16 protein-coding genes are annotated in these 15,106 nt (G+C 32.3%); 12 read left to right on the top strand and 4 right to left on the bottom strand.

From position 1 onward, the window contains the following. Positions 1-10: 10 nt before the first annotated feature. Together CHB67_RS03085 and CHB67_RS03080 are read right to left on the bottom strand one after the other, a co-directional pair. Complete coding sequence (locus tag CHB67_RS03085) at positions 11-664, bottom strand: HD domain-containing protein (RefSeq protein ID WP_089380291.1); 654 nt, start codon at positions 662-664, stop codon at positions 11-13. 77 nt (positions 665-741) lie between these two features. Then, the gene (locus CHB67_RS03080) at positions 742-1,152 is read right to left on the bottom strand and encodes a BrxA/BrxB family bacilliredoxin (protein WP_089380290.1); all 411 of its coding nucleotides are present in this window, start codon (positions 1,150-1,152) and stop codon (positions 742-744) included. Positions 1,153-1,367: 215 nt separating this feature from the next. Between CHB67_RS03080 and CHB67_RS03075 the strand changes: the two genes are divergently transcribed. The 5 genes from CHB67_RS03075 (at position 1,368) to CHB67_RS03055 (ending at position 7,585) form a co-directional block, all read left to right on the top strand. Continuing rightward, positions 1,368-2,108: a TerB family tellurite resistance protein gene (locus tag CHB67_RS03075; protein WP_089380289.1), complete on the top strand. Its 741-nt coding sequence runs from the start codon at positions 1,368-1,370 to the stop codon at positions 2,106-2,108. Between the two features lie 53 nt (positions 2,109-2,161). Then, positions 2,162-2,809: an HAD family hydrolase gene (locus CHB67_RS03070; RefSeq protein ID WP_089380288.1), complete on the top strand. Its 648-nt coding sequence runs from the start codon at positions 2,162-2,164 to the stop codon at positions 2,807-2,809. 192 nt (positions 2,810-3,001) lie between these two features. Beyond that, on the top strand, positions 3,002-6,409 hold the full coding sequence (ileS, locus tag CHB67_RS03065; protein WP_089380287.1) for an isoleucine--tRNA ligase: 3,408 nt from the start codon (positions 3,002-3,004) through the stop codon (positions 6,407-6,409). 3 nt (positions 6,410-6,412) lie between these two features. Further along, positions 6,413-6,787: a TraR/DksA family transcriptional regulator gene (locus CHB67_RS03060; RefSeq protein WP_089380286.1), complete on the top strand. Its 375-nt coding sequence runs from the start codon at positions 6,413-6,415 to the stop codon at positions 6,785-6,787. Between the two features lie 189 nt (positions 6,788-6,976). After that, on the top strand, positions 6,977-7,585 hold the full coding sequence (locus tag CHB67_RS03055; protein WP_089380285.1) for a lipoprotein signal peptidase: 609 nt from the start codon (positions 6,977-6,979) through the stop codon (positions 7,583-7,585). On the opposite strand, the gene CHB67_RS03050 is transcribed toward CHB67_RS03055, so the two are convergent. Beyond that, the gene (locus tag CHB67_RS03050; protein WP_089380284.1) at positions 7,575-8,906 is read right to left on the bottom strand and encodes a sulfatase-like hydrolase/transferase; all 1,332 of its coding nucleotides are present in this window, start codon (positions 8,904-8,906) and stop codon (positions 7,575-7,577) included. The genes CHB67_RS03055 and CHB67_RS03050 overlap by 11 nt on opposite strands. A gap of 13 nt (positions 8,907-8,919) precedes the next feature. Further along, entirely contained in the window at positions 8,920-10,137 is a 1,218-nt protein-coding gene (locus CHB67_RS03045) for an Lcl C-terminal domain-containing protein (protein ID WP_217900247.1), read from the bottom strand. A gap of 115 nt (positions 10,138-10,252) precedes the next feature. Here CHB67_RS03045 and CHB67_RS03040 point away from each other — a divergent pair, with 115 nt between their 5' ends. From CHB67_RS03040 to CHB67_RS03010, 7 genes are all read left to right on the top strand, one after another. Then, on the top strand, positions 10,253-10,585 hold the full coding sequence (locus CHB67_RS03040; protein WP_089380283.1) for an ArsR/SmtB family transcription factor: 333 nt from the start codon (positions 10,253-10,255) through the stop codon (positions 10,583-10,585). 20 nt (positions 10,586-10,605) lie between these two features. After that, the gene (locus CHB67_RS03035; protein WP_089380282.1) at positions 10,606-10,953 is read left to right on the top strand and encodes a thioredoxin family protein; all 348 of its coding nucleotides are present in this window, start codon (positions 10,606-10,608) and stop codon (positions 10,951-10,953) included. A gap of 81 nt (positions 10,954-11,034) precedes the next feature. Then, positions 11,035-11,649: a low molecular weight phosphatase family protein gene (locus CHB67_RS03030; protein WP_089380281.1), complete on the top strand. Its 615-nt coding sequence runs from the start codon at positions 11,035-11,037 to the stop codon at positions 11,647-11,649. A 99-nt stretch (positions 11,650-11,748) separates the two neighbouring features. Continuing rightward, the gene (gene arsB / locus CHB67_RS03025; protein WP_089380280.1) at positions 11,749-12,783 is read left to right on the top strand and encodes an ACR3 family arsenite efflux transporter; all 1,035 of its coding nucleotides are present in this window, start codon (positions 11,749-11,751) and stop codon (positions 12,781-12,783) included. A gap of 166 nt (positions 12,784-12,949) precedes the next feature. Next, a complete protein-coding gene (locus CHB67_RS03020; protein WP_089380279.1) occupies positions 12,950-13,927 on the top strand; it encodes a permease in 978 nt (325 codons plus the stop codon). Between the two features lie 16 nt (positions 13,928-13,943). Then, complete coding sequence (locus tag CHB67_RS03015) at positions 13,944-14,375, top strand: nitrophenyl compound nitroreductase subunit ArsF family protein (RefSeq protein ID WP_089380278.1); 432 nt, start codon at positions 13,944-13,946, stop codon at positions 14,373-14,375. Beyond that, positions 14,376-15,089: an aromatic aminobenezylarsenical efflux permease ArsG family transporter gene (locus tag CHB67_RS03010; protein WP_089380277.1), complete on the top strand. Its 714-nt coding sequence runs from the start codon at positions 14,376-14,378 to the stop codon at positions 15,087-15,089. The last annotated feature ends 17 nt before the right edge of the window (positions 15,090-15,106 follow it).

Here is a 15,106-nt window from a genome sequence, read left to right as displayed (position 1 = left end):
GGATGAGGTTTTATTTTAAACCCTCCCATTCATTATAAAATTGCTGAAGAAATGTTTCCATATATTGGTGGCGTTCTTCAGCAATTTTTTTTCCGGTTGAGGTGTTCATTTTATCTTTTAGCAATAGTAATTTTTCATAAAAATGATTGATGGTTGGTGCATCAGACTTTTTATATTCCTCTTTCGTCATATTTAAATTTGGTTGAATTTCTGGGTCGTATAACGCTCTGTTTTTGAATCCACCATAATTAAAACAGCGTGCAATTCCAATGGCTCCAATAGCATCTAATCTGTCTGCATCTTGAACTACATCTAATTCAGGTGAAGTAAAAGTTTGGTTGAAATTTCCACCTTTGTAAGAAATGTTAGAAATAATTTGTTCCACATGAATAATTACAGCTGTTTCAACTTTTTCGCTTTCTAAAAATTCACGCGCTACTTTAGGTCCAATAGATTCATCTCCATTGTGAAATTTAGAATCAGCTATATCGTGAAGTAAAGCACCAAGTTCAACAACAAACTTATCAACACGTTCGTTTTTTGCAATTAATTTGGCATTGTTCCAAACGCGTAAAATATGAAACCAATCGTGACCACCTTCGGCATTTTTTAATCTTTTCTTTACAAATTCTTCAGTATTGGCAATAATCGCTGTTTTATTCATAGGCTAAAAATAAAAAATCCATTCAATAATGAATGGATTTTTCTCAATACTTTGTACTGAAATTTCAATACTATTTTTTAACAATACTCATCGTAAGCTCCTGCTAAATTTGAAGCAATAGCTTCAGCAGGTCTTCCTTCAATATGGTGGCGTTCCAGCATATGAACTAAAACCCCATCTTTAAATAAAGCAATTGCTGGTGACGATGGAGGAAACGGAATCATATGTTCGCGTGCTTTTTGAGTTGCCTCAGCATCAACACCTGCAAAAACAGTTACTAAGTTAGTTGGTGTTTTGTCAAATTCTAATGAAGCTACAGCACCTGGTCTACAAGTTCCTGCAGCACATCCGCAAACTGAATTTACAACTACTAAAGTTGTCCCTTCTTTTTGCAATGCTTCTTCAACTTCTTGTGCTGTGTGTAACGATGAAAAACCTGCATTTTCTAATTCTAATTGCATTGGTTTTACTAATTCTGGTGGATACATATTTTTATTTTTTTTGTTAGACGTATTTAGTTATGCAAACCTACATATTTTTTTGTTTTCAAATTGCTAGTTTTTATAGGATTTTTAAATGAGTTGATATGTATTATTTATAGCGAAGTAGAAATTAAAGTTTATAAATATTTTAACAGCTGTAACAACAACCCAATTTAGGTATACTAACAATTACATGTATCTTTGAAAATTATTAAAAAAATATGGGGAATTTTATAAAGTGGTTAGGTGCCGGATTAGGTTTTGCAGTTGCAGGACCAATAGGAAGTATTTTAGGATTTGTTGTTGGAAATTTTATTGATGGGTTTTCAAAAGAAGATATCGTGCAAGCAAAACAGTATAGTTCTTCCGCAGGAAATGTGCAGTCGGGCGATTTTGAGATAAGTTTATTGCTGCTGTCTTCAACAGTTATTAAGGCTGATGGAAAAGTTGATCAACGAGAATTAGCCTTTGTTAGAGATTATTTTAAAAAAATGTATGGTGAAGAAAGAGCCAATCATGCGTTTAAATTATTCAAAGGATTTATTAAGAATAATAAAATTTCAACACGACAAGTATGTGTTCAAATTAGACAAAATTTAACGCATGCATCGCGTTTGCAGTTGGTGCATTTTTTGTTTGGAATTGCCAATGCCGATGGAAATGTAAATGAAGCTGAAGTAAATATAATTAAAACCATTGCAGGGTATTTATATGTAAATCAGCACGATTTTGAATCTATTAAAGCCATGTTTTATGATAGCTCAGATAGCGCGTATAAAATTTTAGAGATTGAAAAAACAGCATCTAATGATGAGGTGAAGAAAGCCTACAGAAAAATGGTTAAAAAATACCATCCAGATAAATTACAACATTTGGGAGATGAGCATGTAAAAGGCGCCGAAGAAAAATTTAAGCAAGTTCAAAAAGCCTACGAGCAAATTCAGAAGGAAAGAGGTATGTAAGGTTTATAACAACCTGTAAGTATATTGTTTCAATAAAATAAAAAAAGAAAAAGATGAAGTATAAAGCAGTTATTTTTGATTTAGACGGAACACTAGTAGATTCACTTTATGATATTTCAGATGCAATGAATATGGTGCTTGAAAGAGCTAATTTTCCTACGCATAGTTATAAAGACTATCAGAATTTTATAGGTAGTGGAATTAGAAGTCTTGTTGTTAAATCGTTACCATCAACTCATCAAAATGAATCACAAATTGAAAAATATTTTGATGCAATGATTGAAGTGTATCGTGATAATTGTACGCATAAAACAACACCTTATGAAGGAATTGGTGAATTGCTTGATAGCTTGGTTTCGCACAATCTAAAACTAAGTGTATTGTCAAACAAAGCCGATGAATTTACTAAGAAAATTGTAGCTGCTATTTTTCCAAATTATTTTAATCCAGTACTTGGTTTAACTGATGAAGCACTTAAAAAACCACATCCATTTGGAGCCTTAGAAATATGTAAAAACTTAGACCTAAAGGCTGAAGAAGTACTTTATGTTGGAGATACAGATGTTGATATGCAAACAGCAAAAAATGCAAATATGATTGCTGTAGGGGTATTGTGGGGGTATAGATCAAAAGAAGAATTAATTTTAAGCGGGGCAAATTATATATTATGCAAACCCTTAGATTTAATAGATATTTTATAATTATTGATTGAATTTTACAGTCAATATTTCTAACAATTTTTTAAACTTTGAAAGAGGGTTTTTAAGATTTCAAAAAATTGCACATAAAACTACAAAACACAACACTTTAGCCTAATAATTTTTTGCCATTTATAGCAATGATATTTTCAAGAAAATACGTAATTTCGCGTCCTAATTGAATTTAAGGTAAAAATGAGCAAAAAATTTAGAGAATATAAGGGTTTGAACCTCACTAAGGTAGCAGATGAAACTTTAGCGTTTTGGGAAGCAGAGCATATTTTCGAAAAAAGTATAACTACTCGAGATGAAAATAAACCTTATGTGTTTTTTGAAGGACCTCCTTCAGCAAATGGTTTACCAGGGATACATCACGTAATGGCGAGAGCTATTAAAGATATTTTTTGTCGTTATAAAACCTTACAAGGGTTTCAGGTAAAACGTAAGGCAGGTTGGGATACACACGGATTGCCAATTGAATTAGGTGTTGAAAAAGAATTAGGAATTACAAAAGAAGATATTGGTAAAAAAATATCGGTTGAAGAGTATAATGAAGCTTGTAAAAAGGCAGTTATGCGTTATACTGATGTTTGGAACGACCTAACAAAACGTGTTGGTTATTGGGTTGATATGGAAGACCCATATGTAACTTACAAACCAAAATACATGGAAACTGTTTGGTGGTTGCTAGCTCAAATGTATAAAAAAGGGCTTATTTATAAAGGCTATACCATTCAGCCATATTCGCCAAAAGCAGGTACTGGTTTAAGTTCTCACGAGCTAAATCAGCCAGGAACTTACCAGGATGTAACAGATACAACAGCAGTTGCGCAGTTCAAAGCAATAAAAAATACATTACCAGCATTTTTACAAAAAGTTGATGGAGATGTACACTTTCTAGCTTGGACAACCACACCTTGGACATTGCCTTCAAACACAGCTTTAACGGTTGGTAAAAAAATAGATTACGTATTGGTAAAATCATTCAACCAATACACTTTTGAACCAATTAGTGTTGTATTAGCTAAAAATTTAGTTGGAAAACAATTTGGGAAAAAATTCTTTGCTGTTGAAAATGAAGCACAACTTTCAGAATACAAAGCAAACGATAAGAAAATTCCATTTATAATAGTTCAAGAATTTAAAGGAGCTGATATTTTAGAATCAAGATATGAGCAATTAATGCAGTATGCATTACCTTATCAAAATCCTGAGAATGCATTTAGAGTAATTGCTGGAGATTTTGTTACTACTGAAGATGGTACAGGTATTGTACATACCGCTCCAACTTTTGGTGCAGATGATGCACTAGTTGCAAAGCAAGCTTCACCTGAAGTACCGCCAATGTTGGTGTTAGATGACAACGGAAACCCAGTTCCTTTGGTAGATTTACAAGGTAAATTCACCAAGCATATGGGCGATTTAGCAGGTAAGTATGTTAAAAATGAATATTATACTGATGGTGATGCACCAGAACGCTCATTAGATGTTGAAATTTCAATTCAATTAAAAGAAGAAAATAAAGCATTTCACGTAGAAAAATACCGTCACAGCTACCCACATTGTTGGAGAACTGACAAGCCAATTTTATACTATCCATTAGATTCTTGGTTTGTAAAGGTTACAGATAAACGTGATCGTATGTTTGAGTTGAATAACACAATTAACTGGAAACCAAAATCTACCGGAGAAGGGCGTTTTGGAAACTGGTTAAAAAATGCAAACGATTGGAATTTATCTCGTTCTCGTTACTGGGGAATTCCTTTGCCAATTTGGAGAACTGAAGATGGTGCCGAAGAAATTATGATTGGTTCTGTAGAAGAGCTAAAAGCTGAAATGAAAAAATCTGTGGAAGCAGGTGTTATGGAAGCTGATATCTTTGCTGAGTTTGAAGTAGGAAATATGAGTGAAGAAAACTATGATAAAATAGATCTTCATAAAAATGTAGTTGATGGAGTAACGTTGGTTTCTCCAAAAGGACAACCAATGAAACGTGAAAGCGATTTAATTGATGTTTGGTTTGATTCTGGTTCAATGCCTTACGCACAATGGCACTACCCGTTTGAAAATAAAGAATTAATCGACGAGAAGATATTCTTCCCAGCAGATTTTATAGCGGAAGGTGTTGACCAAACTCGTGGATGGTTTTATACATTGCACGCCATTGGAACTATGGTGTTTGATTCTGTTGCCTATAAAAATGTAGTATCTAACGGATTGGTGTTAGATAAAGAAGGTAAAAAAATGAGTAAGCGTTTAGGAAATGCTATTGATCCGTTTGAAACAATGGATAAATATGGTGCTGATGCTACACGTTGGTATATGATTTCAAACGCAAATCCTTGGGATAACTTAAAATTTGATATTGAAGGAATTGATGAAGTTCGTAGAAAATTCTTTGGAACATTGTACAATACTTATTCATTCTTCTCTTTATATGCAAACTTAGACAGTTTTACCTATGCTGAAGATGATATAGCTATTGAAGATAGACCTGAAATTGATCGTTGGGTGCTTTCTGAATTAAATACATTGGTGAAAAATGTAGAAAAATTCTATGAAGAATACGAACCAACAAAAGCAGCCAGAGCTATTCAAGAATTTGTAGGTGAAAATTTAAGTAACTGGTTTGTTCGTTTAAGTAGAAGACGTTTTTGGAAAGGTGAGTACGGGCAAGATAAAATTTCAGCTTACCAAACATTGTATAATTGTTTATTAACAGTGGCAAAGTTAGGTGCGCCAATAGCTCCATTTTTTATGGACAATTTGTACAAAGATTTAATTTCAGTTTCAGGAAAGGAAAACTTTGAATCTGTACATTTAGGTGAATTCCCTGGGTATAACGAATCTTTGGTTGATAGTGTTTTAGAGCACAAAATGCAACAAGCGCAAAAAATATCATCAATGGTATTATCATTGCGTAAAAAAGAGATGATAAAAGTACGTCAGCCATTACAACGTATTATGATTCCTGTTTTAGATGAAAAAGACAGAGAAGAAATTTTAGCTGTTGAAAACTTAATAAAATCGGAAGTAAATGTGAAGGAAATTGAGTTGATTGATGACGCTTCGGGGATTCTTGTGAAAACCATAAAGCCTAATTTTAAGGTACTTGGGCCTAAGTTTGGAAAAGACATGAAATTTGTTGGACAAGCGATTCAAAAACTAACACAAGAAGACATTGCAATTGTTGAAAAAGAAGGACAAATTTCTTTAGAAATTAATGGAAAAGTTGTAGATTTAACTCAGGCAGAAGTTGAAATTACTTCACAAGATATTGAAGGGTGGTTGGTAGCAAATCAAGGTGGTTTAACCGTTGCTTTAGACGTTACAATTACTGAAGATTTACGAAATGAAGGTAATGCACGTGAGCTGATAAACCGAGTTCAAAATTTACGTAAAGAATCTGGTTTAGAAGTTAATGACAGAATTAAGCTAATTGTCCAAAAAAATGATATATTAGAGCGTTCGATTAAAGCGAATGAAGCATATATAAAATCTGAAACCCTAACAAACGAATTAGTGTTTCTTGAAGAAATAGAAAAAGGTGTTGAAATTACCTTTGATGATGTACAGACCAAAATATTAATTGAAAAAATGTGAGTTATGAATGAAAATAATAGATACTCAGATAAAGACTTAGCAGAATTTAAAGAGTTAATTCAGAAAAAAATAGCCCATGCTGAAGAAGATTTAGCATTGATAAAAAGTGCTTTTAAAAACGACAGTAATAACGGTACGGATGATACTTCGCCTACGTTTAAAGCTTTTGAAGAAGGTTCTGAAACCATGTCAAAAGAAGCAAATGTACAGTTGGCTATCCGTCAAGAAAAATTCATTAGAGATTTAAAAAATGCCATCTTGCGTATTGAAAATAAAACCTATGGAATTTGCCGTGTTACAGGTAAATTAATTCAAAAGGAACGTTTAAAATTGGTTCCACATGCAACTTTAAGTATTGAAGCTAAAAGAATGCAGTAATTACAAAATAAGTAACTTATTTATAAAAAAGAGACTTGCTAAAGTGAAATTATAAACCTCGTCCTGAACTTGTTTCAGAATATCATGTTTATAGGCTTTCAATGTTTGTGATACCCTAAAATAAGTTCAGGTTGACTTGAATTTACTTTTTAGAACGTCTCTTTTTTAATAAAAAATTTTTTAAAATTTATTCCATTGAAAAAATCAATCTTCCTTATTGTTCTAATTTTAATTATTGATCAAATTAGTAAAATTTACATTAAAACCAATTTTTTATATGGTGAAGAAGTGGTGGTTTTTGATTGGTTTAGAATTCACTTTATTGAAAATAACGGAATGGCTTGGGGTGCCGAATTTGGAGGTAGAACAGGGAAATTATTTTTAACAATATTCAGGTTATTTGCAATTTCAGGAATCGGTTACTGGTTGTATAAGTCAATAAAAAATGAAGCACACACAGTATTATTGGTAGCTATTTCATTAATTTTTGCTGGCGCTATGGGGAATATTATAGATTCTGTTTTTTACGGAGTACTATTTGATACACCTTACAATGCAACGGCTACTCTATTTGCTGAAAAACCTTACGGTGAGTTATTCTTTGGGAAAGTAGTTGATATGCTTTATTTTCCCATTTGGAGTGGAGATTTACCAAGTTGGTTGCCTTTTTGGGGTGGAAAACCATTTACTTTCTTTAACGCTATTTTTAATGTTGCCGATTCAGCTATTTCTATAGGTGTTGGACTATTGATAATTTTTAATAAAAAAGCATTTCCAAAAGAGGAAGTTACGGCCTAATCTCTTTTAATTTTTCAATCAAAAGTGTTTTAATTTCTTCATCTAAACTACTTAAAGGTAACTTACTTGCATTAAGTAAATTGGTGGTTTCAAAAGTATCTTCTTTTAAATTGTAAAAAGCTTCAGAACCATCACTAAATAGCATATATTTATGAGTATTGTTTCTAATGGTTACATTTAATTCATCTTCCGCATAAGCATACGCTCTTGTTTGCGCAGTTGAATTTGAGAAGGTTTCATAAAAGCTCTTACTATCGTTAATTTTATCAACTTCTATACCTGAAATGGTTGCTATGGTAGCAAATAAATCGGTTGTATTAATTAACGCATTTTCTACAGCCTGTACTCTAGTTACATTTTTACCTGCAATTACCATTGGAACGTTTATTCCACCTTGATATAAAGAACCTTTAACTCTTCTAGTATTGTATTCTTGTGCAACTTTATTTGGTGTGCCATTGTCGCCAATAAAAATAATTACAGTGTTTTCTTTTTCTTCTTTGTTTAATGAACTTAAAAGTCTTCCAAATTCAGCATCTACAGCTTCTAATGAAGCTAAATAATAGGGTAGCGGATTTGCATCAATACTTGTTTGGTCAGTTGGTAAACTACCTTGTGTGTGTAAATCTGTAGGTGGTAAATGAAAAGGATCGTGAGGGGCATTATAGGCTAACCAAACAAACCAAGGTTTTGTTTGGTTTTCAATCCAATCAATGGCTGTATTTGTATATGCGGTAGTGTTGTAAGTTGTTACCGTTGTTTGTATACCATTCTCGGTAAATTTCCAATTCCAATAATCGGTTAATGCACCCGATAAAAAGCCCGAATAATATTTAATCCCCATATTTTCGGGGTGATTTTTATTGTTTGATAAATGCCATTTTCCTATTACTGCTGAAGCATATTCACCATTTAAATTGGTATCTATATATGTTTGAAGTGCTATTTCAGTAGTGCTTAAAATATTATTTACAGCCAACACGCCATTATTAATACCGTATTTTCCTGTTAAAATAGTTGCTCTAGTTGGAGAGCAAGTTGGGTTAGACCAAACGTTATTATAGGTGACTCCCGTGTTTATTAAAGTTTGAAGGTTTGGCATTGCTGGTTTTATAGCTCCTATGGAATATCCAGGAGAAGCATCTAAACCCATGTCATCTGCAATTACTAATAGTATGTTTGGTTTTTTGTTTACTATTTCAGTATTGGTTTCGTCTTCTATTTCCGAATCAATCAAATCATCATTCTTTTCAGAACAAGAAAAAATGATAATTATGGTTGTTAGAAACGTGAAAAACTTACTGTTTTTAATATGAAGCATCTTGATTTAGGGTTTATTGTTGGATTGTTCTAACACAACGAACATAATTATATACATATCTTACATCTCCTTGAGGGCCAAAAAACTGAGGGTAATCATTTATATTTCCACTTTTTGGATCACTACGTTGACAACCGGCTCCGTGCACATCCATTAACGTACCGTTCATTTCACCTTGTCCTTCTCCAAAAGCAATATAAACACCGCTTGAATATGGGTTTGCGCCATCTAAATGGCTTGTTCCTGTCCAATAAAATGGATAATGACCTGTATTACCTTCTGGATCTGAAATTTCAGTACAATCAAAAAGTGGGTCAATGGCTGGTGAATTGGTAGTTTTTGGAGACCTAGAATAATCTACAATACTTTGTAGTTCTTTAGCATTTGGTAATCTCCAGTCAGTTTTATTTCTAAGTGTTAAACCTTCGGCATAAGTTAAAGATTCCTCCCAATCTCTTGAAGTTCCATCGTCAGATTTTTGCCACATTAAACCCGTTGCTAAATCGCTGATGGTTCCATCTCCATTATCTATAAAATTATTTTTTCCATAATTAGTATTTCCTCTAACCATTCTAAAATACATAGTGTTTGCAGCTTTTGTTCGAGGATGGTATTTTGGATACCCTTTAATTCTGCCATCAACAAAATTTACTCCAAAAACTGTTGCGTCTGAATTCATTGTAGTAGAAACATATTCGGTAGATGACCAAGTTTGAGCATCAATTTCTCGTTCTCCTATGGATGTGTTTCCAAGTGGTTGATCAAAGTAATTGGTGTTAATAAAAAACTCAATAGCAACTTCGCCTTTTACCTTACCTGTAAATAAAATTAGTGAATATAGCTCTTTAATAGTTGGTACACGCCAATCGGTATAACCGCCTAAAGTTGAATTTTCAGCTTTTAAAAAAGCCTCTTCAAAAGTTATTTTTTCTTCCATATTTTGTTCCCATATTAAACCGGTTACATTATCGGTTATAGTTCCGTTATTGTTATTTGTGTATGAAGGTTGATTTCCAGCATAGGAAGCATCTTGACCATAAAAAGCATTACTTGTGCTTGGTTTTGAAATTAGCGCAACATCACTATAAAAATCTGTAACTCCAGTATCAACAATTGCGTAAGGTTTATCTGGAGTTGGTAGGGTTGCATTATCTTCATCGTCTTCATTTAAAAGATTATCGTTATTGCTACAGGCGGTAATAATTAATAGAAACATGAAGGTCCAATTCATTTTGTTAATTTTTAGCATTTTAGTTATTTAAGGTTGTTAGTATGACTTCAATAAAAAGGAAAGGTTTAATAATATTTGGAAGTTTAAATACTAATCGTATATTTGCGATGAACTTATGAAAAGAACAAAAGAAGATATTGTTTACCAAGTTGAAACCGAGGAATTAGCAAAATTTGCTAAAGCTTTAGGACATCCTACTCGTATTAAAATTTTAAATCATTTAGATAATGCAAGTTGTTGTTATACAGGTGATTTGTTAGAGGTTTTGCCTTTGGCACAATCTACAATTTCACAACATTTAAAAGAGTTGAAAGATGCAGGTTTGATACAAGGAACAGTGAATCCACCAAAAATTAAGTACTGTATAAATCAACAAAACTGGATAAAAGCGAAGGCTTTATTCAATGAATTTTTCAGTAGAAATATGAATGAAATTTCGTGTAAGTAAAAAATATAAAATTAAAAATTATGAAAATAATTAAAGTATTAGGTACAGGTTGCCCAAGTTGCGTAAGCGCAGAAAAAGTAGTGGTTGATGTTGTAAACGAATTAAATATTGAAGCTAAAATAATTAAAGTAACTGAAATTACTGAGATTATGATGTACGATGTAATGATTACACCAGCTATTGTTATTGATGAAAAAGTGGTTTTAAAAGGTAGGGTGCCAAGCAAAGATGAAATGCAGGCACTTTTAATAGATAATTTTGCAAATAATGCTTGCTGTTCTGAAGAAAGTGCAGGTGATTCATGTTGTTCTGATGATAGTTCAGATGCTTGTTGTTCTTCTGAAGATAAAACTTCAGGTTGTTGTTAAATTTTTCCCTGTTAACCTAAACTAGTTGCTGAGCGGAGTCGAAGCGTGGTTTTAGGTACTTATATAAATAATATTTAAAATATGGTATATCAAGAAATAACCAACACAATAAATGTAGTAAAAAATCTACAAATTTCAGCTGAACGAAAGTTAGAGCTACAACCTTTTATAGATTTTATTCAAGCCAAAGTTTCTGAAAATGCATCTATAAATCTAAATTTTATATGCACGCATAATTCACGTAGAAGCCATTTGTCACAAGTTTGGGCGCAAGCAGCGGCACATTATCACGGTGTTAAAAATGTGTATTGCTATTCAGGTGGAACCGAAGCTACAGCTATGTTTCCTATGGCAGCTAAAGCATTGGCGGCTGCCGGATTTCAAATTGTGAAATTAGCTGAAGCCGAAAACCCAGTTTACAGTATTAAATATGCTGATAACGAACATCCAATTATTGGTTTTTCAAAAACGTATGATAATGCTTTCAATCCAAAAAGTGAATTTGCTGCGTTAATGACTTGCGATCACGCGGATGAAAATTGTCCGTTTATTTCTGGTTGTGAAAGTAGAATTGCTGTTAGATATAACGACCCAAAAGTTTACGATAATACGCCTCAGCAGGCTGAAAAATATACAGAACGAAGTAATCAAATAGCTTCAGAAATGTTATATGTATTTTCTCAAATTAAAAAGTAAATAAGTACTCAAAAAAGCTAGAAAACATTATTTTGAATTGGTCACTTAGCAAAGTCGAAGTGTTATTTCAGAATCTTATCATACTATAAAATATACATAATGAAAAAAAGACTTAAATTTTTAGACCGCTTTCTAACTCTTTGGATATTTCTTGCAATGGCAATTGGTGTTAGTTTGGGCTATTTTTTTCCACAAATTGCTACTGTAACCGATTCATTTTCGGTTGGTACAACAAATATTCCGCTAGCAATTGGCTTGATTTTAATGATGTATCCGCCACTAGCAAAAGTTGATTACAGTTTAATTCCAACGGTTTTTAAAGACACTAAATTAATGTCTATTTCCTTGTTTTTAAATTGGATTGTTGGGCCCATTTTAATGTTTGTATTGGCGGTAGTTTTTTTAAAAGATGAACCAGGTTATATGTCGGGTTTAATTTTAATTGGCTTGGCTAGGTGTATTGCAATGGTTATTGTTTGGAGCGATTTAGGTGGTGCAAGTAGAGAATATACAGCTACGTTGGTTGCCTTAAATAGTGTTTTTCAAATATTCACCTATAGTTTTTATGCTTGGTTGTTTATTACAGTGTTGCCAGGTTATTTTGGTTTAGAAGGTTTTGATGTACAAATTTCTATTTACGAAGTCGCAAAAAGTGTGGCTATTTATTTAGGAATTCCGTTCTTAGCTGGTTTTTTAAGTAGAAAATACTTGGTGAAATTTAAAGGGATTGATTGGTATAACAGAAAATTTATTCCATTTATTTCGCCAATTACTTTAATTGCATTATTAGCAACTATTGTGCTAATGTTTAGTTTAAAAGGCGATTTAATAGTTGAAATTCCTTTTGATGTAATTAAAATAGCGGTACCGTTGGTAATTTATTTTGTGATAATGTTCTTTGTGAGTTTCTTTACAGGGAAAGTTATGGGAATAGATTATAAACGAAACGCAGCTGTTGCTTTTACAGCTACAGGAAACAATTTTGAGTTAGCTATTGCTGTTGCTATTGCAGTCTTCGGAATTAATTCGCAACAAGCATTTACAGGTGTTATTGGGCCATTGGTTGAGGTGCCTGTGTTAATTGGTTTGGTGCATATTTCATTGTGGTTGAAGAAAAAATATTACTCTAAATAATTTTTACGTCAGTTCGAGTGATTTTTCAAAATGAAATGTAGAAAAATTGTATCGAGAACTTATTGATTGCTACAATGACTTCTCGATACTAAATTATGAATCACTTCGAGAAACGTAGTTTTAATAATTTCACTCGAAGTGACGGAACATAAAAAAATAAAAAATAATGTTCGATTGGATTCAACAGTTAGCAGATTGGTTGGTTTTTAGTGTTTTCAAGCTAGAAGAAGGAAAACATTTAACCGAAGCACTTAACTTTTTTATTTACGATACTATTAAAATAGTACTGTTGGTGTTTGTAATTATTTTCTTTATGGGAATTGTAAATAGTTACTTTCCGGTTGAAAAAGTCCGTAATTATTTATCGCGTAAAAAACTATACGGATTTGAATATTTAATGGCTTCTTTATTTGGAGTAGTAACTCCGTTTTGTTCGTGTTCATCTGTTCCATTATTTATTGGTTTTGTAAAAGGAGGAATTCCATTAGGAGTTACTTTTGCGTTTTTGGTAACTTCACCTTTGGTAAATGAAGTAGCAATTGGCTTGTTTATAGGTTTGTTTGGTATAAAAACAACCATAATTTATGTGGTGAGTGGTATTTTGTTAGGAACAATTTCAGGAGCTATTCTTCAAAAATTAAAATTGGAGAAATATCTGTCGCCTTGGGTACAACAAGTGTTGGAAAACAGTAAAAAAGAAACTCAAAAATTTGAAATTGAACACACTTCATTTAAAGATAAATTACCTTCAATTTGGAATGAAACAAAAACTATTTTAAAAGGAATTTTACCGTATGTAATAGTTGGTATTGCTATTGGTGGATTGATGCACGGGTATATTCCTGAAGGTTTTTTTGAACAGTATTTAAGTAAAGATAATTGGTTTGCAGTGCCCATAGCAGCTTTGTTGGCAGTGCCAATGTATTCAGGAGCTTCAGGTGTTTTGCCCGTTGTTCAGGTGTTGGTTGCAAAAGGAATTCCGTTAGGTACAGCCATTGCTTTTATGATGGGAGTTGTAGGGCTTTCGTTACCTGAAGCTATGTTGTTAAAAAAAGTAATGACCGTTAAGTTGATCGGAATCTTTTTTTCGGTAGTCACCGTGTGCATTATAATTTCAGGTTATGTTTTTAATATAATTTTTTAATATAAATAAAGTAAAAATGAAAAAGTTAAGTTTATTAGTTTTAGTAATTGGGTTATTGTTTTCGTGTAAAGAAAAAGCTCAAAAAGAAACCAAAAAAGTTGAACAGTTATCCAATCAAATTGAAGTGATTGATTTTCACTCAACACATCGTTGTATGACTTGCAACGCCATTGAAGCAAATACAAAATATACATTAGATACTTATTTTTCAAAGGAATTAACAGCTCAAAAAATTACTTTTAAAACAGTGAATGTTGATGAGGAAGAAAACGTTAAAATTGCTGAAAAGTTTGAAGCAACTGGTACATCGTTGTTTTTAAATGTAATAGTTGAAGGAAAAGAAACTCAAATTGATTTAACTGAATTTGCCTTTATGAGCGGAAATAACCAAGAAGAATTTTCTGCCGAATTGAAATCTAAACTTGAAGCTGAGTTAGCAAAAATCTAAATGGAATTTCTAAAAGCACTTCTAGAAAATTATAACATTCCAATTTTGTCAGCTTTTGTTTTGGGATTAATGACGGCTATTAGTCCGTGTCCTTTGGCTACAAATATTACGGCAACAGCATTTATTTCAAAAAATATAAGTAGTAAAAAGAAAGTTTTTTTAAGCGGAATTATGTATTCCTTGGGAAGAGCTTTTAGCTATACTTTAATTGGGCTGATTTTATATTTTGGAGTGAGTAAATTTCATATTGCGAAGTTTTTTCAACAAAATGGAGAAAAATATTTAGGTCCTTTATTAATTGTTATTGGTTTAATTATGTTGAACGTTATTAAACTAAACTTTCTAGGAAAAAGTAATTTTACTGAAAAACTATCGCATAAATTTTCTGACAAAGGTATCTTAGGTTCATTTGTTATAGGAGCAATATTTGCGTTGGCTTTTTGTCCGTATAGTGGTGCTTTGTATTTTGGAATGTTAATTCCAATGACAATCTCTAGCGTTGAAGGATTGTATTTACCTATTGTGTTTGCTGTTGGAACCGGTTTACCGGTACTACTTTTTACCTATTTATTAGCTTTTGCTACCGGTAGCATTGGTTTGTTTTATAATAAAATAAAAACCATTGAAAAGTGGATGCGAATGGTTGCAGGTATTGTGTTTATTTTAACAGGAATGTATTATGTGCTCATATTTTCTGGGGTTTATAGTAAATAGTGAGTTTGAAAATATAG

Origin of the sequence: Lutibacter agarilyticus, from assembly GCF_900188235.1 — a bacterium.
Taxonomy (GTDB): domain Bacteria; phylum Bacteroidota; class Bacteroidia; order Flavobacteriales; family Flavobacteriaceae; genus Lutibacter; species Lutibacter agarilyticus.
This window is presented reverse-complemented; position numbering and strand designations above follow the sequence as displayed.